Consider the following 23,006-nt stretch of genomic DNA (forward strand, 5'->3'; position numbering starts at 1 on the left):
GGCCGAGGATGCCGGCGACCGGTCCGACGTGGACGATCCGGCACCGGCCGGCCGACCGTCACCCGGCCCGGACCCGTGTGGCCCGGACCCGGGTGAGGTGGACCCCTGCGAGGTGGGCCTGTGCGGAGTGGGGCTGTGCGGAGTGGGCTGGTGTGAGGTGGCGCCGTGCGGAGGTGGGGTGTCCGGGGCGACGGTCATTTCCGGGCCATCCCGTCGTCGTTGGCGGGTACCCCGTCGGTGAGGGTTCGGCCCAGCTCGGTCGCGAGGGCGCGCATCCGCTCGTCGTGCTCGGGTCGGGCGGGCCGCTGGGCGTACCAGAGGTCGGAGAAGACCCGACCGGCCTCGGAGAGCGGCGGATCCACCTCGGGCCGGTTCCGGGCGGCCGCCGCCGCGAGTTCGGTGACGGTCAACCCGGGTCGGTGCTCCAGCACTCCACGGTCGACCAGTTCCCGGATCATTCCCCGGAACCGTTCGCGGGCCGCCTCGGCGTACCGGCCCTCGGCGGCCAGCCGGTCGGCGAGGGCGACCAGCCTCTCCGCCGGTACGTCCGGCAGCTCCGGATCGTCGACCGCCGCCGGCTCCGGCGTGGGTTCCGGGGTCGGTCGGGTCCGCCGCTGTCGCCGCCACCGGGACAGGCGCCAGCGGGGCAGCTGGCGGGGCACCCATGCGGGGTAGTGGTACCAGCCGAGGCCGACCAGCACGGCGGCCAGTATCAGCACCAGTGCGACCAGGGAGAGCGGCAGGCGGTCGCCGAGTGCCGCCACCGTCTCCGTCCACCAGCGGCTGAAGCTCACGGTCGACCCGCCGTCGGAGTGCGGATCGGCTGCCCGGTCTGCCGGGCCCGGCTGACGACGATGTCCAGCCCTTCGGTGCGGATCCGCGTCTCCAGGTAGACGACCGCGTCGATGCAGGCGAGGGCGGGATAGGCGACGCTGTTCACCAGTGCCCAGATCGCCAGGGCGACCGGCACCCGCCACTCCGGCGCGAGCAGGCCGGCCGAGCCCAGGCCGGTGACGGCGCCCACCGCCAGCCCGATCCGCAGCACCCACCAGACCAGGTAGCCGAGTACGCGTACCGCCGCCGCTCGGGCGCCGGTGCGCAGCGCGAGCGTGCCGGAGCGCCAGAGCGCCCGGAACGGCCCGAGCCGGTCCAGCACGATCGCCGGCGCCACCGAGCCGAGCAGCGCGAACCCGACCACCCAGAGCGGCATGACCAGGGACGCCACGAACATGACGGCGCCGGCCAGCAACGCGACCAGGACCGTGGCCGGCAGCCGGGCGTCGCGCGGGCGGAGCAACCGGCGGACCCGGGTACCCGGATCGAGCAGCACCGTACCGCCGGCCCGCGCGGTCAGGTTGCCGAGCAGCGCGATGATCACCCCTTCGCAGGCGGCGCCGACGGCCAGCAGGAACCAGTACGCCGGCAGCTCGTCGATCCGGGGCAGGTAGGCGGGCGGGGTCACCTCGGCGACCAGACGCAGCGGGTGCAGCAGGAGCTGTTCGAGCACGGCCAGTACCAGCGCGACCGGCACCAGCACCCGGGCGTGGTCGCGGAGCAGCAGGACCGCCGAGTCGATCAGCTCACCGACGGTGAGTGGCCGCAGCGGCAGTACGGCGGTCGGGCCGGCGTCGGGCAAACGTACTCCTGGCGGGCTTCGGGGGAGGGCGGGAACGCGCCGCAGCAGTCATGGTGTCACGTCGGCTCATCCCGGGCCGAGCCGCTCGGCCGGTTCCCGTGTCACGGTCCGGTCGGCCGGGGCGGACGAGATCCGGACGGGCGCCGACCGGCGGGCCGGAGCCGCCCCGGGCGGCCGTCCGCACGCCGCTGATCAGCGGCGGTCCATGCCTGGTGCGGGGTGGTTGGCCGGGGTAAGCTTCTGCGCTTCGTGGCCCCGGCACGGGTCCTCGGCGCGCCGCGCCGGAGGGCGCGGGACCACGGTGTGGAAAAGAGAGTGGAATATTAGTGTCATGAGAGCCCGGGTACTGGTCGTCGACGATGACCCCGCGCTGGCCGAGATGCTCGGCATCGTGCTGCGCAGCGAGGGGTTCCTGCCCTCGTTCGTCGCCGACGGAGAACGGGCACTGGCCGCGTTCCGGGAGAATCGGCCCGACATCGTCCTGCTCGACCTGATGCTGCCGGGGATGAGCGGCATCGACGTCGCCCGCGCCATCCGCTCCGAATCGGGCATTCCGATCGTCATGCTCACCGCCAAGAGCGACACCGTCGACGTGGTGCTCGGGCTCGAGTCGGGCGCCGACGACTACGTGGTCAAGCCGTTCAAGCCCAAGGAACTGGTCGCCCGGATGCGGGCCCGGCTGCGCCGGGGCGAGGACGCCGCGCCGGAGCTGCTGACCATCGGCCCGCCCGGCAACCAGATCAACATCGACGTGCCGGCGCACACGGTGAGCCGGGACGGCGAAGAGGTCAAACTGACGCCGTTGGAGTTCGACCTGCTGGTGGCGCTGGCCCGTAAGCCGCGCCAGGTCTTCACCCGCGAGGTGCTGCTGGAGCAGGTCTGGGGCTACCGGCACGCCGCCGACACCCGGCTGGTCAACGTGCACGTCCAGCGGCTCCGGGCCAAGATCGAGCCGGATCCGGAGCGACCCGAGGTGATCCTGACGGTGCGGGGAGTCGGCTACAAGGCGGGTACCGGATAGCCTGGGCTGCACTGTGGCGCCCACCCTGACCTCGTCTTCCGCCCTGCTCGCCCGTGCCGCGGCGACCGGGCGGCGGTTGCGGCGTCTCGGCACGGTGCGGCTGGCGAGGTCCGCGACCGGCCTGCACCGCACCTGGCGGCGCTCGCTCCAGGTCCGGGTGGTCACCATCACCCTGGTGGCGTCCAGCCTGCTGGTCGGCGGGTTCGCCTATCTGGTCGCCGACAACATCACCGAGATCGTGCTGGACAACGCCACCAGCGACGTCAGGAGCCGGCTCGAGGACGGCCAGGAGTACGCCTCCGAGCAGCTCAGCAACCACACGAACGTGCTGGAACAGGGCCTGCGGGCGACCCTGGAGAACACGGTCAACTATCTGGCCGGCGGGGATCCGGCCCAGCTCGGTGGCGTGGTGGTGGCGCTGCGGGCGGGCAACTATCCCGGCGTACCACCCGCGACCTCGCCCCAGGTCGACGTCAGCGGCATCCTCACCCCCGGCCTGGAGGACAGGGTCAAGCGCGGCGACATCGCGCACCAGTTCCGCACCGGCGACCTCTTCGACGAGGGGCCGACGAAATACCTGGTCTACGGTTCGCCGGTGCCGACCCAGTTCGGTCAGGTCGAGCTCTACTACTTCGTACCGCTGACCCGGTGGGACCAGATCGCGGACGGCTCCCGGGCCACCGTGCTTGCCACCGGGTTCGCCCTGGTCGTCCTGCTCGGGCTGCTCTCCGGGCTGGTCACCCGGCTGGTGGTCAATCCGGTACGGGTGGCCGCCCGCACCGCCCAGCGGCTCTCGGCGGGGCTGCTCGACCAGCGGATGGTGGTCAACGGCGAGGACGACCTGGCGATGCTCGCCTCGTCGTTCAACCAGATGGCGACGAACCTGCAACGCCAGATCGTCCGGCTGGAGGAGATGTCCCGGCTGCAACGGCGGTTCACCTCGGACGTCTCGCACGAGCTGCGTACCCCGCTGACCACGGTACGGATGGCGGCCGACCTGATCTACGCGGAGCGGGACGGGTTCGACCCGGCCGTCACCCGTACCGCCGAGCTGCTGCACGCCGAACTCGACCGGTTCGAGGACCTGCTCACCGACCTGCTGGAGATCAGCCGGTTCGACGCCGGTTTCGCCATGCTGGACGCCGAGCCCACCGACGTGGTGCCGGTGGTGCGCCGGGTGGTCGACCGGCTGGAGTCGCTCGCCCGCCGCTGCGGTACGCCGCTGGAGGTGACCGTGCCGGACGCTCCGGTGATCGCCGAGGTGGATCCGCGCCGGGTGGAGCGGATCCTGCGCAACCTGGTCGGCAACGCGGTGGAGCACGGCGCCGGGCAACCGGTGGTGGTGGTGCTGGCCGCGGACGAGACCGCGGTGGCGATCACGGTCCGCGACCACGGCGTCGGACTCAAACCCGGCGAGGAGAAGCTCGTCTTCAACCGGTTCTGGCGGGCCGACCCGTCCCGGGCGCGGCAGACCGGCGGCACCGGACTCGGCCTCTCGATCAGCCTGGAGGACGCCCGGCTGCACGGCGGCTGGCTGGAGGCGTGGGGTGCGCCCGGTGAGGGTGCCCAGTTCCGGCTGACCCTGCCGGCCCGGGCCGGCGACCGGCTGACCTCGTCGCCGTTGCGACTGGTGCCGGCCGACGCGTCGATCGCGGTCGCCGACCCGCTCGGCTGGAGCGTCGCGATCCCGGGCGGCGGTGGCCGGCCCGGCGAGCCGGCCGAGCCGGACCTGCCGGCGGCCACCTCCGACACCGTACGTGCCACCTCCGACTCCGTACGTGCCGCCGCCGGACCGACCGGGCCGGTGCCGTCGGTCGGCCCGGCCGCCCCGGGCGGGGTCGCCGGATCCGCGCCCGGTGCGCTGACCGGGCCGAGGGAGCCGATCGACCCCGAGCGCAGCGAGGTGGCGGGATGAACCGACGGCGTCTGGCGCTCGGCGCCGTGGCGGTGCTGCTCTCCGGGCTGGTCGGCTGCGGTATCCCGGACGAGACCGACGTGCGGATCGACGGTAGGGGGCCGGTGGCCAACACCGCTCCGGAGGCGCGTACCGGTGGCCAGCCGCCGGGCCGTACGGACAGCGGCAGCGACCAGGAGACGTTCGCGATGAACTACCTGACCGCCGCCGCCGGTGAGCCGGGCGACGCCTACAAGCGGGTCAACGAGTTCATCCTGGAGGGGAGCCGGCTCAAGCCGAAGGCGGAGGACGACGGTGCGGTCAACGTCGTCCGGATCGACGCCGACAAGGGTGGGATAGTCGTCACCCAGCGCAATGACGGCACGAGTGTGGTGACGGTCTTCGTCCAGCAGGTCGGGGTGCTTCAGGGCAACGGGTCGATCGACGAGCCGGTCGAGGCGAAGACGTCGTACAGCTTCGTCATCGGTGGGGCACCGACCGACCCCGGGCTGGGCGGTGGGCTCTGGGTTCTCGAACCGCCGTCGGTCCTGCTGATGGCCGACACCGCCCTGGCCACCTACTACCAGGAAACCACCATCTACTTCTGGAACTTCGACAAGACCACCCTGCTGCCGGACCTGCGCTATCTGCCGAGGTCGGTACCGGTGCAGGCGCACGCCACCGCAGTGCTCAACTGGCTGATCGACGGGCCGTCGCACTGGCTCACCCCGGTCGCCGCCCGGCTGCCCGAGGGCACCACGCCGGTGGGCAACGTGCCGGTGCCCGAGCGCGGTGGTCGGCTCGAAGTCAACCTCTCGGTCAAGGCCGGTGCCCTGGAGACCGACCTCGACCTGCAACAGCTCTTCACACAGATCGTCTGGTCGCTGCGCCTCAACCAGTTGCTGGACAACGAGCTGGAGTTGAAGATCCAGAACCAGCCCCGGATGGTCGAGGTCGCCGACGACTACCGGCAGAAGCACCCGCTGTACCAGATCGACGGCGCACCGGTCGGGTACGCCGTGTTCGACGGCCGCATCCACGAGTTGGCCGGCTCGGCCAGTCCGGTTTCGGTCCCGATCCCGGCGACGGAGAACCAGAACATCGTCACCGCGGGGATGAGTCGGGACGGTGACGCCGTCGCGGTGGCGCTGGTCCGCCGCGAGGGTGACTCCGTCCGGTTGCGGACCGGCTCCGGCGTCAAGGTCGCGCAGACCCTGGTGAACAGCGGCGGCCGGTACACCACACTGGGGCGGCCGGTGTGGCTCAAGGAGACGGGGAACGGCGGCCCGGTCGGGCTCGTCGTCGCCGACGACCGGCTGATGACGTTCACCGCCGGTGGCCCGAACCTCAACGCGGTGTCCTTCTCCGGTACGGCTCCCTCGGTGAGCGCGGTGGGCGCGGCGATGGACGGCAACCGGATCGCCTTCGTCAGCAAGGGCCAGCTCTACGTGGCCGGGGTACGGCTGGAGAGCGACGGCCTCAAGGTCGTCTCGACCCGCCGCCTGTCGACCTCGCTGCACGAGTTGAGCGCGGTCGACTGGTTCGGCGAGAACCTGCTCGTGGTGGCCGGCATGGACGGTACCGGCCACCGGGCGATCCATCGCGTCAACGTCGACAGCGCGCGGGAGTCTCCGCAGGGCGTCAACCTCGGCGCCGCCCCCATCGAGGCGCTGGCCGCGTACCCCGTGGAGGGCCAGCCCTTCCAGTTGATGCACGAGGCGAACCAGGTGGCCTTCATGGGCGACCAGGCGATCAGCCCGAAGCAGGTCGCCCCGGGCGAGGTACCGCCACCGTCCAGTTCGACGTCGGCGAACGCGGCCTTCTACCTCTACTGACCAGGGGGAGCGCGGTGCTGGCGGGCGTATTGGCCGAACTGACCGACCTGGTACTGCCGGCCGAGTGCGCGGGCTGTCGCGGTGAGCGGCTACCACTGCGCCAGGGCACCTGCCCGGCCTGCGTCGCCGCCCTCGGTGCGTTGCGCCCGACCGCGGTACGCCCCACCCCGGCGCCGCCGGGACTGCCGGACTGCGTGGCGCTCGGCAGTTACCAGGGCGCGTTGCGGGAGTCGCTGCTGGCCTACAAGGAGCGCGGGCGGCACGGGCTGGCGCGCCCGCTGGGCCGGCTGCTCGCCGAGGTGGTGGCGGAGGCGGCCGGGAACCGCAGGCCGCTGCTCCTGGTGCCGGTACCGGCGACGGCGCGGGCGGTGCGGGCCCGGCACGGGGACCATCTGCGCAGGCTGGCCCGGCATGCGACGGCCCGGTTGCGGGCGGCCGGTTGGCCGGTCGCGGTGGCGCAGCCGCTCCGGGCGCTGCCCCGGCCGGACTCCGCGACGCTGGACAGCGCCGGCCGGGCGGCGGCGGCCAGCGAGGCGTTCCGGCTGCGGGCCGGCCGGTTGCGCGTGGTGCGCTGCAGTGCCGCCGGCCGCGCGGTGGTGCTGCTCGACGACATCGTGACCACCGGGGTCACGCTGGCTGCGGTGACCGGCCGGCTGGAGCAGGCCGGCATTCCGGTGTACGCGGCTGCGGTGCTCGCCGCCACCGTCCGGCGAGGCCGCTGCTAACTCTGCGTGCCACCAATTTCACCCAATCGTGCGCCTCCTGCAAATCTTCTCGAACTGGTCTTGGTGACCGGGGTGACGGACGGGTCGATTGGGGTTAGCGTCTTATTCACCGGGGGTATGACGGGTGTTCCATCGCCCCGCGGACGCACCTGGAGGGAGGCATCGCCGTTGTTCCCGATCCGGTCAAGCCGAATGGACACTCCAGGGGCGGGCTGACCGGGATTTTTGTTACCGCAGACTCTCCGATGGCGCAGGGAGGTCACGCATGGATCTCGTGGTCAAGGGTCGAAACGTCGAGGTGCCGGATCATTACCGGGTGCACGTAGCCGAGAAGCTCGCCAAGATCGAGCGCTACGACCACAAGCTAATTCGGATCGACGTGGAACTCTTTCACGAACGCAATCCGCGACAGTCCGATCACTGCCAGCGTATAGAGATTACCTGCTTCTCCCGGGGCCCCGTGGTCCGCGCGGAGGCGTGCGCGAAGGACTTCTACAGTGCCCTCGACGCGGCAATCTCGAAGCTCGACACCAGGTTGCGCCGGGCGGCCGACCGCCGTCGCGTACACCGTGGCCGGCACGCGCCGGTCTCCGTCGCCGCCGCCACGGCCCGGCTGCCGGTGGTGGACTCCGCCGACTCGGCGCTCGCCACCCTCACCGCGCCCGCACCCGCGCGCGCCAACGGCAACGGCCATGCGGCCCCCGAGCCCGAGTTCGACGAGTACGACGACGCGCAGCCCTGGCACATCGCCCGCGAGAAGCTGCACCCGGCCGATCCGATGACGGTCGACGACGCGCTGTTCCAGATGGAACTCGTCGGCCACGACTTCTATCTGTTCCTGGACAAGGAGTCCGGCCGCCCCAGCGTCGTCTACCGGCGCAAGGGCTACGACTACGGCATCATCGCCCTGGCCGGCTGATCCCCTGCGGTGTCCCACCGGCCCGGGGACCTGCCCCGGGCCGGTGGTACGACCGTTCCCGCCGTCGCTGCCGACGGTCCGGAAGTCGGCGGAAGCCGGTCAGCTGGCGACCTGGGCGTGCCCCGGGGCGGCCGAGAGGCCGAGATCTCCGGGCAGCAGGGCGCCGGACCAGGCGTCGACCCGGGTACCCCGGTGGTTGAGGGCGTGCCGGGCGGTGCCCTCGAAGGTGAAGCCGGCCTTCTCGACGGCCCGACGTGAGGCGGTGTTGCCCACGTTGGCCCGCCATTCGATCCGGGCCAGGTCCAGGGCGGTGAACCCCCAGGCGGAGACGGCGACGACCGCCGCCGGACAGTACCCGCGACCGCGCGCCTGCGGCGCGACCAGGAATCCGAGGTCGCCGATCTGCGGATCTTTCGGCGAGATCCGAAGTTCCATGATCCCGGCGTACCGGTCGGACTCGTCGGCGATCACGAAGACCGCGCCGGTGCCCTGGCGCCAGACGGTCGGGCCGTGTTCGTGCACGAAGAACTCCGCGTCCGACCACTGGTACGGGTCCGGCACGGTGGTCCAGCGGATGACCTCCGGATCGCGGCACGCCTGCACGATCGGCTCCAGGTCCGGCTCGTGCAGCGGGCGGAGCCGGAGTTCCGTACCGTCGCCGGACCGGGCGAAGAGCACCGGCTGGGGTGCGGCGAAGACGGCCGCCCGACGTGCCTGGAGCGAGCCGGGCCCGGCCGGTCCGTCCGCCGCCCGCCCGCCGTCGACCGCCCGTCCGTGGTCCGCCGCCCGCCCGTCGTCCATCGTCCGGTTGTCGTCGGACCGGTCCGGCTCGGCCAGGTCCTCGGGCAGCAGCGAGCCCACCCAGCCGTCCCGGGTGCCGCGCGGGTGCGGATCGGCGAGCCGGAGCCGCCCGTCGACCTGGAAACCGGCCCGCAGCGCGACCAGCCGGGACGCGTGGTTGCCGACCTCGGCCTGCCAGACCACCCGGCGCAGCTTCAACTGCCCGAACGCCCACCGGCAGACCGCCCGGGTGGCCCGGACGGCGACGCCCCGACCCCGGGCCCACGGAGCGGTCCAGTAGCCGACCTCGGCCGATCGGAGCACCGGGTCGACGCTGATCAGCCCGCACGAACCAAGGAGTTCGCCCGTGGCGGCGTCGCAGACCGCGAACGGCGCTCCGGAGCCGGCCGACCAGGCCTGCGGAGCCCGCTTGGTCACGAAGTCGATCGCGTCGTCGAGCCGGTACGGGCTGGGCACGGTGGTCCAGCGTTGGATGTCCGGATCCTGGCACGCCCGGCGTACGTCCTCGGCGTCCTCGGCCCGCCACGGCCGCAACAGCAGCCCCGCCTCGATGATCTCGACCCCGTCCGGCCTGCTGTTGGAGTTCATCGGGTCATCGTGCCGGAGGGTTCGCGCTGGGCGTAACCGGATTTACCGGCCCCCAAGGCTACTATCGGACAGATTGTCCGGTTCGAAGAACGGGAGGGGCGGCGCGACTGACGACAGGGCCGGTGATGCGCCTACGATGGTTCGGCAGACTGTCTAGGGGAGCGTTGATCCGTGTCGATTCTGGAAAAGGTCCTCCGCGCGGGCGAGGGGCGCATGGTGCGCCGGCTCAAGGCGATCGCCGCTGCCGTCAACTCGATCGAGGACGACTACGTCAACCTCACCGACGAGGAACTGCGGGCGCTCACCGACCAGTTCCGGGAGCGGCTGGCCGACGGCGAGACCCTCGACGACCTGCTGCCCGAGGCGTTCGCCACGGTCCGCGAGGCGGCGTCGCGGGTGCTCGGTCAGCGGCACTACGACGTGCAGATCATGGGTGGGGCGGCGCTGCACTTCGGCAACATCGCCGAGATGAAGACCGGTGAGGGCAAGACCCTGACCTCGGTGCTGCCGGCCTACCTCAACGCGCTCTCCGGCAAGGGCGTGCACATCGTCACCGTGAACGACTACCTCGCCGAGCGCGACGCGGCCTGGATGGGCCGGGTGCACGAGTTCCTCGGCCTGACCGTCGGGGTGATCCTGCCGAACCGGCCGGCCGCCGAGCACCGGGCCGCGTACGAGGCCGACATCACGTACGGCACCAACAACGAGTTCGGGTTCGACTACCTGCGGGACAACATGTCCTGGAGCCGGGAGGACCTGGTCCAACGCGGGCACAACTTCGCGATCGTGGACGAGGTCGACTCGATCCTGATCGACGAGGCCCGGACGCCGCTGATCATCTCCGGTCCGGCCGAGCACTCCGCCCGGTGGTACGGCGAGTTCGCCGGGGTGGTGGCCCGGCTCCAGGCCGGCAAGGACGGCGAGGGCGACTACGAGGTCGACTACGCCAAGCGGACCATCGCGGTGACCGAGCGGGGCGTCGCCAAGGTGGAGGACCGGCTCGGCATCGACAACCTCTACGAGTCGGTGAACACCCCGCTGGTCGGCTACCTGAACAACGCCATCAAGGCCAAGGAGCTCTACAAGCGGGACAAGGACTACATCGTCAACGAGGGCGAGGTCCTGATCGTCGACGAGTTCACCGGCCGCATCCTGCACGGCCGCCGCTACAACGAGGGCATGCACCAGGCGATCGAGGCCAAGGAAGGCGTGGAGATCAAGCAGGAGAACCAGACTCTTGCCACGATCACCCTGCAGAACTACTTCCGGCTCTACGGCAAGCTCTCCGGGATGACCGGTACCGCCCAGACCGAGGCCGGCGAGTTCAACAAGGTCTACAAGGTCGGCGTGGTGACCATTCCCACGCACCGCCCGATGGTCCGGGTCGACAAGCCGGACGTGATCTACAAGACCGAGAAGGCCAAGTTCAACGCGGTGGTCGAGGACATCGCCGAGCGGCACGCCCTCGGCCAGCCGGTGCTGGTCGGCACGGTCTCGGTGGAGAACTCGGAGATCCTGTCCCAGCTCCTCCGCCGCCGAGGCATCCCGCACGCCGTCCTGAACGCGAAGTTCCACGCCAAGGAGGCGGAGATCATCGCCCAGGCCGGCCGCAAGGGCGGGGTCACGGTGGCCACCAACATGGCCGGCCGAGGCACCGACATCCTGCTCGGCGGCAACCCGGAATACCTGGCCAACACCGAGCTGCGGCAGCGCGGGCTCGACCCGGTGGAGCACGCCGACGACTACGCCAAGGCGCTGGAGGAGATCCTTCCCCGCTGGAAGGAGGCCTGCGACGCCGAGGCCGACGAGGTCTCCTCGGTCGGCGGGCTCTACGTGCTCGGCACCGAGCGGCACGAGTCCCGGCGGATCGACAACCAGTTGCGCGGCCGGTCCGGCCGGCAGGGTGACCCGGGCGAGTCCCGGTTCTACCTCTCGCTCCAGGACGAGCTGATGAAGCGGTTCCGGGCCGGTGCGGTCGAGGCCGTGATGGAGCGGTTCAACATCCCGGAGGACGTCCCCATCGAGTCGAAGATGGTGACCCGGCAGATCAAGAGCGCCCAGGCCCAGATCGAGGGCCAGAACGCCGAGATCCGCAAGAACGTCCTCAAGTACGACGAGGTGATGAACAAGCAGCGCCAGGTGGTCTACGCCGAGCGCAAGCGGGTGCTCGACGGCGAGGACCTCAACGACCAGGTCCAGCACATGATCGAGGACGTGGTGACGGCGTACGTCACCGGTGCCACCTCGGACGGCTACGCCGAGGACTGGGATCTCGACCAGCTCTGGTCCAGCCTCAAGCAGCTCTACCCGATCGGCGTCACCATCGACGACCTGGTCGAGGAGTCCGGCGGCGAGCGCAACAGCCTGGATGCCGACTTCCTGCTGGAGCAGCTCAAGCAGGACGCCTTCGCGGCGTACCAGCGCCGGGAGGAGGAGCTCGGCACCGAGGCGATGCGCCAGTTGGAGCGGATGGTGCTGCTCCAGGTCATCGACCGCAAGTGGCGTGAGCACCTCTACGAGATGGACTACCTCCAGGAGGGCATCAGCCTCCGCGCCTACGCCCAGCGCGACCCGGTGGTGGAATACCAGCGCGAGGGCTTCGACATGTTCGCCACCATGATGGACGGGATCAAGGAGGAGACGGTCGGCTTCCTCTACAACCTGGAGGTCCAGGTCGAGGAGGCGAAGCCTGCCACTCCGGTCGACGCCGGTCCCGCACCGATGGCGATGCCGTCGGACCCGCCGGTCGAGATCAAGGCGAAGGGCCTGGGCCGGACGCCCCGGACCCAGGGCCTCCAGTACTCGGCGCCGACCATCGACGGCGAGGCCCCGGCGACCGGCGGGGTGGCGCTGGGGAGTCAGCAGACCCAGGCTCCGGCGCTCGGCATGGGCGGGCCGCCGCCGCCCTCGGCCGCTCGGCGTCCCGCCCAGGGGCAGGCCGCCGGTGCCAACGCCCCGTCCCGGAACGCCCCCTGCCCCTGTGGCTCGGGCCGGAAGTACAAGCGCTGCCACGGGGCGCCCGGCGGCGCCTGACGGATCATCCCGGTGCCCCCGATCGCCGAACGGCGACCGGGGGCACCGCTGTCTCTTCCCCGGCGCCATCCGATCCGGGACGCCACCGCCCAGGTACGGCGGTCGGGGCAACGCGCGGGACGTCATCGCCCAGGGTTGGTGGTCAGGGCAATGCGCGGGAGGCCATTGCTCAGGGCCGGTGGTCAGAGCAATGCGCGGGACGTCATCGCGAAGGCCGGCGGTCAGAGCAACGCGACCGAGGTACCGACCCAGCTTCCTCGGCGTCGCTCGATCCGGAACGCCATCGCCCAGGTACGCCCGGCGACCCCGACCGCCGCAGCCGCCTCGACCACCCCGGGCCGTGGCTCGCAGACCCGCAGCCGGCGCAGCCGTACGGTGCGGACGGGCTGGCCCGGTCGACGACGGCCGGAGACCCGGCTCGCGGCGGAGGTGAGTTGCGCGACCATCCCGGCGGCGTCGGGCGGGCTGGCCAGTGCCCGGACGTGTCCGGCCGGTCGGTAGCCGTTGACGATCTCCAGGCAGGTGTCCAGGAACCGCTTGGCCGCCTGTTTCGCCTCCGGAGTCGCGCCCGCGAGGGCGGCCGGGGCCGGCGGGAGAGTGCTTGCCCGGCCGTGGGCGGGTTCGGGGTGGACGCCCGGCCCGGTCGCCCGTCCGGCGGCCCGGGTGAGTGTCGCCGGCGCCGACCGGGCGGGCTGTGGCGGCGCCGACCGGGCGGGCTGTGCTGGCGTCGACCGGGTGGCTTGGGCTGGCGCCGACCGGGTGCGTGCTTCCGGCACCGGCCGGACGGGCTGTGGTGGCGTCGACCGGGTGTGTGCTTTGGCTGGTGCCGGCACGGCGACGGGCGTCGCCATCCCGCCGGGGCGGCGGTGCACTGTGGTCGGGGGCTGGGGCTGCTCGGTGCCGGGCGGCGCGGCACCGGGTCGGGGTGGTGGGGTGATCCAGGTCTCCGGGACGTACTCGTCGTCGAAGGGCGGATCAAGGGGCGGCACGGGGCGCAGGCGAACGGTGGGCCGGACGGATGGCCGAGTGCGGGCGAGGGGCATCCTCACTCCCTTCTTGATCTTGCGTTTGCTTTCGTTTGCCTCCGACGGGCTAATTTCTAGCCGACGTACTGGCCTTCGTCAATGACTTCACGCCGTCGGATGGGTAGATTGCGGAAATCCGTCTCCTGCTGGGAGTGGTCATCCAGCGAGGGAAGAGTGGCCGGGCGGGGTTGCGGCCACCATGGAACGTCCGCGTCGTCCGGGCGTACGACGCAGTCGTCGGCCCGGCGACCGGTCGGAGTGCACGCTAGCCGAGCGGTCTGACACGGAGCACCGAGCGAGGTCGGCGTCTGCTGCGAGGGAATCTCCGTCTCTCAGGGCGGAGAGATCGTCAATCGGGCAGGCGCTCGACCAACGGGTTGCCGGCCACCCACTCGGCGGTCTCGGCGTACTTGCGCTGGATGTACTCCTCCAGGCGGGCGCGCTCGACCCGCCACTGGCCCCGTCCACCGATCTTGATCGCCGGCAGTTCGCCGCTGCGCACCATGTGGTAGACCTGCGAGTCCGAGACGTTCAGCTCGGCGGCGACGTCGGACAACAGCAGGAACCTGGGTTCCACGGAGAACTCCCGGTAGTCGGTGGCCGCCTTAGTTTGCCATCGACTGCGGTGCTGTCGCCTCCGCCGTCAGGTCCCGCCCGGGCAGCGGGCTGGAGTAGACGACGCTGGTGGTGACCGGGCCGAGGCCGGCGATCCGGCCCGCGACCTGTTCGAGGTGGCGCATCGACCGGGCGACGACCTTGAGCACGAAACAGTCCTCGCCGGTCACGTGGTGCGCCTCGACGATCTCCGGGGTGCTGTCCAGCAGCGCGTGGAACGGTCGGTAGTTGCCGCTCGGGTAGCGGAGCCGGACGAAGGCGAGGATGTCCAGCCCGATCCGCTCCGGCACCACGACCGCCCGGTAGCCGGCGACCACGCCGGCCTCCTCCAACCGGCGGACCCGTTCGGTGACTGCGCTCGGCGACATCGCGACCAGCCGGGCGAGCTCGGCGAAGCTGGCCCGGCCGTGCCGCTGAAGCTCGGCGAGGATTCGCCAGTCGGTCGGGTCGAGCTGCGGGGAATCAGCGGCCATCGGCTCAGGATAGCGGGGATTCCCCGGCCGACCGTAGCCACTGCCGGGGAACTCTTGTTCAGCTGCCGAGGCTGCGGTCGTACCGTTTCGGTCATGACCACGACCACCTCGAACCCGGTGCTGGCGGTGCCGCCGGCCGCGCCCGAGCAGGCCGCCGCCTGGTTCGCCGCAAAGCTCGCGGTGCAGACGGACGTCTCCGACGTGCACGCCGCGCTCGACACCGGCGACCCCGGCTTCGTCCTGCTGGACACCCGCGACCTGGCCGCCTGGCGGCAGGGGCACATCCCCGGCGCGCTGCACCTGCCCACCCGGACGATCCCGCTGCGCGCCGCCCGACTGCTCGACCTCGCCGTCCCGGTGGTCACCTACTGCTGGGGGCCCGGCTGCGACGGCGCGACCAGGGCCGCCCTCGCGCTGAGCGGCCGGGGTTACCGGGTCAAGGAGATGATCGGCGGCATCGAGTACTGGATCCGGGAGGGCTTTCCGGTCCAGGTCGCCGAGTCCGGGCTGGTGACCGGGGACGTCGACCCGCTGACCGCGCCGGTCGGCCGCTGAGTCCCGGCACCCGACGCGCGCCCCGGCCCGAACCGGGTCCGCTGCGGCTTGGCACGCCGTGGGTGTACTACCGTCGCGGGTGAAGCACAGCGACGCCGCCGCCCGGCCCGGGCGCCGTCGCGGGCGGCGTCGAGGCGGGGGAGACCTACGGTGACAGACCAGCTCGTCCGGGTGTACGTCCCGGCCACCGTGCCGATGCTCGCCGAGTTGCGCCAGGAGGGCTGGATCATGACCGCCCAGGCACACGCGGTCACCCCCGAACTGCGCGAGTGGTACGCCGAGGGCGACGAGGAGGAGCTGGAGTACGTCGCCTTCACCCGAGCGGCCCAGGAGGCGTTGCGGCTGCTCCGGGCCGATCCACAGGCGCCCCGGCGTCGGGCGGTCGTCGCCGTCGACCTGCCCCCGGGGGCGGTCCACCGGGGTGACCCCGAACTCGGCTCCAGCACGGTACGACTGAACGGGCGGATCGCGATGGCTGCGGTCGCCGCGATCCACCTGGACGGTACCGACGCGACGGACGACGTGGCGGCGGCGGTCGAAGTGGTCGAGAAGGCGCTGGCCGGCGACCCGGACGCGCAGTTCACCGTGGACGGCGCCGAGGACCACGAGCTTGAGTGGTACGACCCCTCGGAGCTGGACGCGCTCTCCGGCGTCACCGGCTGACCCGCCGCTACATCCGGTACGGGCCTCTCGGGCTCAGCGGCCGGCGACCGGTTCCGGGCGGTCGGCTGGCTGGTGGTCGGTTCCGTCACCCGCGTCGCCGTCCGTGGTCGGTCTGTCGGACTCCGCCGTCGGCGCCCCGTCCGGGTCGTCGTCGTGCTCGGTCCGGTCCGCCGGCCCGTCCCCGCCGGCACCGTCCTCGTCCGGATCCCGGGGACCGGGCGTCGACGCCTCGGTGGACTCTTCCGTCGGCCGGAGCGTACGGCCGAAGGCGATCAGCGCGGTGAGCGCGCCGACGAAGAGCACCAGCAGCAGGTGGTTGATCCGGGAGCGTCCCAGGTCGTCCTGCACGACCTGATCGGCCTCGCTAATCGCGCCGGCCAGCCTGATCACCTCGGCTCCGGCGGTGCGGACGAGGATCTCGGTGGTGAGCAGCAGCAGACCCGGCCCGGCACCCGCGACCAGGTACGCCGGCCAGCGCAGCGGCGGTACGGCATCGGTGGCCCGCTCGGCGGTCCGTCGTGCAGCCGCCCGAAGGTATCCGAACACCAGCAGTCCGGCGGCCAGTCCGCTGGCCAGCGAGATGGTCCGGGAGAACCAGCGGTACGCGTTGACCTGGGACGCCTGGGTGTCGCCGAAGCCGTACAGGTCGAGGATCGGGTCCTTGAAGTAGTTCAGGGCGAAGCCGACCGCGAAGGCGGCCAGTCCGGCCGCGACGACGGCGGCCACCACCCGCGTGTTGCGCAGTCCGCCGGCGATGGCGCCGACCGTGGCAGCCGCTGCGGTGGTGCCGGCGAGAACCATGATCGCCGTACCCTCGCCGTAGCTGAGGGTCACCACCAGTGCGGCGAGGAAACCGACGCTGAGGCCGGTGGCCAGCGACACGGCGAACCGGGGGGTACTGCGCGAGATCCGGAGCCGGGTCATCAGGTTGCCCAGGACCAGGCTGACGGCGGCACCGCCGACCAGGCTCGCCGAGACCAGCTTGGGCAGGGCGTACGCGGCCAGGGTCGTCGTCATCGAGCTGAGCCCGGCCGTGGAGATCTCAGCCTTGGTCGACCAGAGCATCGCGGCCAGCCAGCCCAGGGCGAATACCGCGAGGACGAAAGCGCCGGGCGCCGGCAGCGGAGGCGGAGCGGCCGTCACCGGCGACTCCGGCTCGCCCGGTTGGTCGGGAGCCGGGATCGCGGTCGTGCCGGACTCTTTCGTCATCATCTCCCCTTCAGCAGGTGGCCGGCCGCGGCGGCGGGGCGGCGACGGGGGCTGCGGCGGTGTGGCCCGGCCGCCGGTCCCTCAGCGTACGCGGGCGGCCGGGAGCCACCGCCGCTACGGTGCCCCGGCGAGCGGGTCGGCGGCGACAACCATGTAAGGATTGGCGCAGGTCCCGCCCCCGTACTCCCGGCATCCTCCGGGGCACCGGGTCGAGGTGTCCGGCCGACCGGTCGGTACCGGCGGGTCCGGTTTCGCCGTCGTTGTCGAGATCGCCCAGGAGAATCCCATGGACGCCGTTCTCTCCGTACCCGAGCCGCGTAACGAGCCGGTCCGCGACTACGCGCCCGGCAGCGCCGAACGGGCCAGCCTGCAACGTCGGCTCGGCGAGCTGGCCGCCGAGCGGCACGAACTGCCGATGACCATCGGCGGTACGCAACGGATGGGTGCGGGTGCCGCGATCGACGTCGTACAGCCGCACCGGCACCAGCATGTGCTGGGGGTCACCCACAACGCAACCAACGCGGATGCGCAGGCGGCGGTGACGGCTGCGAAGCAAGCTGCCCCGATGTGGCGTGATTTGTCCTTTGCAGACCGGGCTGCCGTTTTCCTCCGCGCCGCCGACCTGCTCGCCGGACCCTGGCGGGACACCCTCAACGCGGCGACGATGCTCGGCCAGTCCAAGACGGCGATCCAGGCCGAGATCGATTCCGCCTGCGAGCTGATCGACTTCCTCCGCTTCAACGTCGCCTTCGCCCGCAAGCTCCTCGCCGAGCAACCGCTCTCGTCGAGCGGGGTGTGGAACCGGTTCGACCACCGGCCGCTGGAGGGCTTCGTCTACGCCGTCACCCCGTTCAACTTCACCGCGATCGCCGGCAACCTTCCGGCCGCGCCCGCGCTGCTCGGCAACACCGTCGTCTGGAAGCCCGCGCCGACCCAACAACTCGCGGCGCACTTCACCATGCGGCTCTTCGAGGCGGCCGGCCTGCCGCCCGGCGTGATCAACATGGTCACCGGGGACGGCATCGCGGTCTCCGAGGTGACCCTGGCCGACCCCGATCTGGCCGGCATTCACTTCACCGGCTCGACCAAGGTGTTCCAGAAGCTCTGGCAGGGCGTCGGCGAGAACATCGCGAACTACCGGGGCTACCCCCGGCTGGTCGGCGAGACCGGCGGCAAGGACTTCGTGGTCGCGCACCCCAGCGCCGACGCGGACGCGCTGCACACCGCGCTGATCCGCGGGGCGTACGAGTACCAGGGGCAGAAGTGCTCGGCCGCGTCCCGGGCGTACGTGCCGCGGTCGCTGTGGGAGGCCGGCCTGCGGGATCGGCTCGCCGCCACCGCCGACGGGCTGGCGTACGGCGACGTCACCGATTTCACCAACTTCGGTGGCGCGGTGATCGACGCCAAGGCGTTCGCCCGGCACACCGACGCGCTCGACATGATCGGCAGCGACTCCGCCTGCCGGATCGTGGCGGGCGGCACCGCCGACGACTCGGTCGGCTGGTTCGTCCGGCCGACCCTGTTCGAGTGCTCCGACCCCGGGCACAAGTCGTTCACCACCGAGTACTTCGGGCCGATCCTCGGGGTGCACGTCTACGAGGACGCCCGGTTCGAGGAGACGGTGCGGCAGGCCGAGTCCGTCGCCCCGTACGCCCTGACCGGCGCGATCTTCGCCACCGATCGCCGGGTGGTCGACTGGGCCACCGAGACCCTCCGGTACGCCGCCGGCAACTTCTACATCAACGACAAGCCGACCGGTGCGGTGGTCGGGCAGCAGCCGTTCGGCGGCGCCCGGGCCAGCGGTACCAACGACAAGGCCGGCTCGTGGCACAACCTGGCCCGGTGGATGTCGCCGCGCACCGTGAAGGAGACCTTCGCCCCGCCGACCGACCACCGCTACCCGCACATGGCCTGACCCGCGCCCTGCGGGCCTGACCGTCGAATGCACGTCGGGGTCCCGACCTCGTGTCGGGGCCCCGCCGATGTGCCGGGTCCCGGGTTCGTGCCAGCCGGGCACGCCCGGCGTCCCCGGTTCGTGCCAGCCCGGCTCCGGCCGGCTCGCCGCCCGATCCGATCGCCCTAGCGTCACTCCCAGACAGCGGAAGGTGACCGTCCGTCCGGCAACGGCGACGCGGCGGACGGCGACCCGGGGTCAGGGGAGGGCACGTGATGGATCGGGTGCTGGGCGACCGATACCGACTCACCCGGGAGGTCGCGCGCGGCGCGACCGGGATGGTCTGGCAGGCGGTCGACCTGCGCGACGGCAGACCGGTGGCGGTCAAGATGCTGCGTCCGCAGGCCGCCACCCGGCCGGACGTACTGGCAGCGTTCGCCGCCGAGACGGAGATCCTCGCCGGTCTCGACCACCCGTGCGTGGTCCGCGCCATCGAGGTACTCGGGCAGGGGTGGGACCGGGCGCTGGTGATGGAGTTGGTCGCCGGGGAGGACCTGCGGCGGCGGCTGTGGCGTACCGGACCGGTCCCGCCGGGGATCGCGGCCGAGGTGACGGCGCAACTCGCCGGGGCACTGGCCTACCTGCACGGCCGGGACATCGTGCACGGCGACGTGAAGCCGGGCAACCTGGTCGTACCGGCCGACGGCGGGCTGGTCCGGCTGGTCGACTTCGGCGCGGCCCGTCCGGTGGGTTCCGGACCGGCCTGGCCGGACACCCAGGCCACTCCGGAGTACGTGGCGCCGGAGGTGGTCGACGGCGGCCCGCCCACCCCCGCCAGCGACGTGTACGCGCTCGGCATCGTGCTCTTCGAACTGGTCACCGGGCGCAGCCCGTACCGGGGCGGGTCGCCGGCCGAGGTGCTCGACCGGCACCGCAACTGCCGGCCGGTACCGCCGCCCGGACTGCCGCCGGTGGTCTGGCAGTTCGTCGAGCACTGCCTGGCGACGGATCCGGCCGACCGCCCCGACGCGGTACGCGCCGCCGCCCGGCTACGCGGCATGGAGCCGGCCCTGGACGGGCTGACCGCCCTGCCCCGTCCCTCGGCCGACCTGGTCACCTGGTGGCCCCGGTCCGCCGGTACGGCCACCGGCTCGGCCCGGGTCGGCCGCACCACCGCCACCACGCCGACCCGGCCGGACCCACCGGCCACGTCGGGGTCGCTCGGTACGGCCACCGGCTCGGCCCGGGTCGGCCGCACCACCGCCACCACGCCGACCCCGCCGGACCGGCCGGATCCGCCGGCCACGTCGGGGTCGCTCTACCCCCGTCGGCCGACGGTCGCGGCGGCGTCGCCGTACTCCGGGCGGGCAACCGCCGTGTCGGCGTGGCCGTACCGGCGCCGGCCACCGGCCGCCGCTGCCGTGCTGGTGGGTGCCGGCGCGGTGTTCGCCGCCACGCTGCTGGCCACGCTCTCCGTCGATCCCGGGACGGCGCACGACCGGCACCGGAAAGCGAGCCCGGTCGCGCCGAGCCTGGTCGGGTCCGCTTCGAGTAGTGGTGCCGGCCCCTCGGTGGGCGGCCCGCCGCAGACCTCCGGCGCCGCACCGACCGGGCCGGTGCCCCGGTCGTCCGAGGGGATGCCGTCGGCAACTCCGACCGGAACGGCGGACGGTGTCGGGGCGCCGGACGGGGTTAGCCCGATGCCCGACGACATCCCGACCTCCGGTCACCCGGACCGACGGCTCCGGTAGGTGACCCGGACCCGACGGCCCTGGTGGGTGACCCGGACCGGACGGCTCCGGTAGGTGACCCGGGTCCGCCGACCCCGGGCGTCGAGCTGAACGCGGCCGGTGCGCGTAACATGGCCGGGCGCAAGCCCGATTGCGAGCCTTCCGGCAAAAGCCCACATAAGCGATGAAAGTTTACTAACCTCCCCAATTGGCGCACGGTGTAACCAGTGGTCGCGCGCTCGACGTCGGCCACGCCGGGAACCGGAGTGACCAGGGTGTGCAACGGCACACCGGTCACCGTCCGATCCCCCGCGGGGGGTTCCCGCACCGGGTCGCCGAGCGGCGGCCGGGTGTCCTGCCCCGGCCCGCCGGAACGCGGAACCGCCGCCCGCCCGGGTGGCGCGGCCGGGTCGCCGGAGCTGGCGCACCGCGCGCCCGGCGGTCGGCTCCGCCGTGCCCCGGTGGGCCCGATCCATCGATCGTCCTCATCCGACTGTCGCCCGAGAACAGTGCACAATGGAGACGGTTACCAGCGGATAGTGCCAAATCCTGGACGCGGCGCCGGCAAAGTGGCAGCGTGGAGGCCATGGCGGATACTGGTATCAACCCCACCGCGGCAGCCCTGCTCGGGCTGCTCCACGAAGGACCGATGACAGGCGGCCAGTTGATGGCCGCCGCCGAGCGCCGGCTGGCGCCGTACTGGTCGATGACCCGGAGCCAGGTCTACCGGGAGTTGCCGGCATTGGCCGAGCAGGGCCTGGTCCGGCTCGGCAAGCCCGGCCCCCGCTCCAGCCAGCCCTACGCGATCACGGCGGCCGGGAAACGGACGTTCTCCCGCTGGCTCACCGAGATGCCCGGGCGGGACACGGTGCGTAACCCGACGGCGCTCCGGGTCGCCTTCGGCCCGCAGCACTCGGCGACGCAGTTGCGCACCCTGATGAGCAGCGCTAACGAGTACCACGCCGAGGCGCTCGCGGCAGCCCGGGAGCAGGCCAAGGACGCCAAGAAGGCCGGCGACTCGTACGGCGCCGCCGCCTTGGAGTTCGCCGTCGCGTACCACAAGGCGGCGCTGTCCTGGCTGAAGAGCGCGCCCGTCTGAGCCGATTCCGGCCCGGCCGACCGGCCAGGGTGAGGCCCGGCGGACGCGCCGAAGCGCTTCGCTGCCGGCGCCGACCCGGTCGTGCGGACGACCAGTACTCTTGACTGTCGTGACCGCTGCCGATTACGCCGACCAACTCAAGGATCTTGACGCTACGCTCCGCAACATCGAGGCCGTCCTCGATGTTGATCGGCTGCGTCAGGCCAAGGCGGAACTGGAGGAGGCGGCCTCCGCGCCGGACCTGTGGGACGACCAGGCCCGCGCGCAGGATGTGACCTCCAAGCTTTCGTACGTCAACGGAGAGATCGCCAAGCTGGAGAGCCTGCGCGGTCGGCTCGACGACGCCCGGGTGCTGCTCGAACTCGCCGAGGCGGAGGCCGACGCGGGGGTGCTCGGCGAGGTCGAGACGGAGATCGGCGGGCTGACCAAGGCCATCCAGGAGATGGAGGTTCGTACCCTGCTGTCCGGGGAGTACGACTCCCGGGAGGCGCTGATCGCGATCCGGGCCGGTGCCGGTGGCGTCGACGCGGCCGACTTCGCCGAGATGCTGCTCCGGATGTACCTGCGCTGGGCCGAGCGGCACGGCTACCCGACCGAGGTCTACGAGACGTCGTACGCCGAGGAGGCGGGGCTGAAGTCGGCCACCTTCGCGGTCAAGGTCCCGTACGCGTACGGGACGCTCAGTGTCGAGGCCGGCACGCACCGGCTGGTCCGGATCAGCCCGTTCGACAACCAGGGCCGCCGGCAGACCAGCTTCGCCGGGGTCGAGGTGCTGCCGGTCACCGAGCAGACCGACCATATCGACATTCCGGAGAACGAGCTCCGGGTCGACGTCTACCGGTCGTCGGGTCCCGGCGGGCAGAGCGTGAACACCACCGACTCGGCGGTGCGGATCACGCACATCCCGACCGGCATCGTGGTGACCTGCCAGAACGAGAAGTCCCAGCTCCAGAACAAGGCGTCCGCGCTGCGGGTGCTCCAGGCCCGGCTGCTGGAGCGCAAGCGCCGGGAGGAGCAGGCCAAACTGGAGGGCCTGAAGACCGACGCCGCCGGCTCGTGGGGCGACCAGATGCGGTCGTACGTCCTGCACCCTTATCAGATGGTGAAGGATCTGCGTACAGAACAGGAGACGGGCAACCCGGCTTCGGTGTTCGACGGTGATTTGGACGGTTTTATCGAGGCCGGGATCCGCTGGCGGAAACAGCGGCAGCTTGCCGGTGACGCCGCGTGAACACGGCTCGCGTCCGTGTCGCTGCGTTGCGTCGACAGCGGTGATCGTTTCCATGTGCAG

At 72.0% G+C, this 23,006-nt stretch carries 19 protein-coding genes; 12 read left to right on the forward strand and 7 right to left on the reverse strand.

All coding sequences use genetic code 11. From position 1 onward, the window contains the following. Positions 1-194 precede the first annotated feature (194 nt). Positions 195-794, reverse strand: coding sequence for a DUF4129 domain-containing protein (locus Pen02_RS04975; RefSeq protein WP_203864678.1), 600 nt, complete (start codon positions 792-794; stop codon positions 195-197). Further along, positions 791-1,636 (reverse strand): hypothetical protein, encoded by an 846-nt coding sequence (locus Pen02_RS04980; protein WP_203864679.1) that lies wholly within the window; start codon positions 1,634-1,636, stop codon positions 791-793. Before Pen02_RS04980 ends, Pen02_RS04975 begins: the two co-directional genes overlap by 4 nt. Before the next feature lie 331 nt (positions 1,637-1,967). On the opposite strand from Pen02_RS04980, the gene mtrA reads away from it, so the two are divergent. From mtrA to hpf, 5 genes are all read left to right on the forward strand, one after another. Then, positions 1,968-2,657, forward strand: a complete 690-nt coding sequence (gene mtrA, locus Pen02_RS04985; RefSeq protein WP_101369873.1) for an MtrAB system response regulator MtrA — start codon at positions 1,968-1,970, stop codon at positions 2,655-2,657. A 76-nt stretch (positions 2,658-2,733) separates the two neighbouring features. Then, positions 2,734-4,572 carry an MtrAB system histidine kinase MtrB gene (mtrB, locus tag Pen02_RS04990; protein WP_372445577.1) on the forward strand — a complete coding sequence of 613 codons (1,839 nt, stop codon included), beginning with the start codon at positions 2,734-2,736 and terminating at the stop codon, positions 4,570-4,572. Further along, on the forward strand, positions 4,569-6,386 hold the full coding sequence (locus tag Pen02_RS04995) for an LpqB family beta-propeller domain-containing protein (RefSeq protein ID WP_203864680.1): 1,818 nt from the start codon (positions 4,569-4,571) through the stop codon (positions 6,384-6,386). Before mtrB ends, Pen02_RS04995 begins: the two co-directional genes overlap by 4 nt. 14 nt (positions 6,387-6,400) lie before the next feature. Then, positions 6,401-7,111: a ComF family protein gene (locus Pen02_RS05000; RefSeq protein WP_203864681.1), complete on the forward strand. Its 711-nt coding sequence runs from the start codon at positions 6,401-6,403 to the stop codon at positions 7,109-7,111. A gap of 265 nt (positions 7,112-7,376) precedes the next feature. Next, the gene (gene hpf / locus Pen02_RS05005) at positions 7,377-8,030 is read left to right on the forward strand and encodes a ribosome hibernation-promoting factor, HPF/YfiA family (RefSeq protein ID WP_203864682.1); all 654 of its coding nucleotides are present in this window, start codon (positions 7,377-7,379) and stop codon (positions 8,028-8,030) included. Positions 8,031-8,129: 99 nt separating this feature from the next. Here hpf and Pen02_RS05010 read toward each other — a convergent pair whose 3' ends face one another. After that, positions 8,130-9,419, reverse strand: a complete 1,290-nt coding sequence (locus Pen02_RS05010) for a GNAT family N-acetyltransferase (protein WP_203864683.1) — start codon at positions 9,417-9,419, stop codon at positions 8,130-8,132. 171 nt (positions 9,420-9,590) lie between these two features. On the opposite strand from Pen02_RS05010, the gene secA reads away from it, so the two are divergent. Further along, entirely contained in the window at positions 9,591-12,452 is a 2,862-nt protein-coding gene (gene secA, locus Pen02_RS05015; RefSeq protein WP_203864684.1) for a preprotein translocase subunit SecA, read from the forward strand. 221 nt (positions 12,453-12,673) lie between these two features. Here secA and Pen02_RS05020 read toward each other — a convergent pair whose 3' ends face one another. From Pen02_RS05020 to Pen02_RS05030, 3 genes are all read right to left on the reverse strand, one after another. Next, entirely contained in the window at positions 12,674-13,441 is a 768-nt protein-coding gene (locus Pen02_RS05020) for an Rv3235 family protein (RefSeq protein ID WP_239140069.1), read from the reverse strand. 385 nt (positions 13,442-13,826) lie between these two features. Further along, positions 13,827-14,054 carry a helix-turn-helix transcriptional regulator gene (locus Pen02_RS05025; RefSeq protein WP_203864685.1) on the reverse strand — a complete coding sequence of 76 codons (228 nt, stop codon included), beginning with the start codon at positions 14,052-14,054 and terminating at the stop codon, positions 13,827-13,829. 28 nt (positions 14,055-14,082) lie between these two features. Then, on the reverse strand, positions 14,083-14,565 hold the full coding sequence (locus tag Pen02_RS05030) for an Lrp/AsnC family transcriptional regulator (RefSeq protein WP_203864686.1): 483 nt from the start codon (positions 14,563-14,565) through the stop codon (positions 14,083-14,085). A 93-nt stretch (positions 14,566-14,658) separates the two neighbouring features. On the opposite strand from Pen02_RS05030, the gene Pen02_RS05035 reads away from it, so the two are divergent. Beyond that, the gene (locus Pen02_RS05035; RefSeq protein WP_203864687.1) at positions 14,659-15,120 is read left to right on the forward strand and encodes a rhodanese-like domain-containing protein; all 462 of its coding nucleotides are present in this window, start codon (positions 14,659-14,661) and stop codon (positions 15,118-15,120) included. 150 nt (positions 15,121-15,270) lie between these two features. Then, positions 15,271-15,783 carry a DUF6912 family protein gene (locus Pen02_RS05040; protein WP_203864688.1) on the forward strand — a complete coding sequence of 171 codons (513 nt, stop codon included), beginning with the start codon at positions 15,271-15,273 and terminating at the stop codon, positions 15,781-15,783. Positions 15,784-15,816: 33 nt separating this feature from the next. Here the strand turns inward: Pen02_RS05040 and Pen02_RS05045 are convergent, their stop codons facing one another. Next, positions 15,817-16,992 carry a hypothetical protein gene (locus Pen02_RS05045; protein WP_203864689.1) on the reverse strand — a complete coding sequence of 392 codons (1,176 nt, stop codon included), beginning with the start codon at positions 16,990-16,992 and terminating at the stop codon, positions 15,817-15,819. Positions 16,993-17,278: 286 nt separating this feature from the next. Here Pen02_RS05045 and pruA point away from each other — a divergent pair, with 286 nt between their 5' ends. From pruA to prfB, 4 genes are all read left to right on the forward strand, one after another. Beyond that, a complete protein-coding gene (gene pruA / locus Pen02_RS05050; protein WP_203864690.1) occupies positions 17,279-18,907 on the forward strand; it encodes an L-glutamate gamma-semialdehyde dehydrogenase in 1,629 nt (542 codons plus the stop codon). A 254-nt stretch (positions 18,908-19,161) separates the two neighbouring features. Continuing rightward, complete coding sequence (locus tag Pen02_RS05055) at positions 19,162-20,637, forward strand: serine/threonine-protein kinase (RefSeq protein ID WP_203864691.1); 1,476 nt, start codon at positions 19,162-19,164, stop codon at positions 20,635-20,637. Positions 20,638-21,202: 565 nt separating this feature from the next. Next, entirely contained in the window at positions 21,203-21,715 is a 513-nt protein-coding gene (locus Pen02_RS05060; RefSeq protein ID WP_203864692.1) for a PadR family transcriptional regulator, read from the forward strand. A gap of 109 nt (positions 21,716-21,824) precedes the next feature. After that, the gene (gene prfB, locus Pen02_RS05065) at positions 21,825-22,946 is read left to right on the forward strand and encodes a peptide chain release factor 2 (RefSeq protein WP_203864693.1); all 1,122 of its coding nucleotides are present in this window, start codon (positions 21,825-21,827) and stop codon (positions 22,944-22,946) included. The last annotated feature ends 60 nt before the right edge of the window (positions 22,947-23,006 follow it).

Origin of the sequence: Plantactinospora endophytica (assembly GCF_016862915.1) — a bacterium.
Lineage (GTDB): Bacteria > Actinomycetota > Actinomycetes > Mycobacteriales > Micromonosporaceae > Plantactinospora > Plantactinospora endophytica.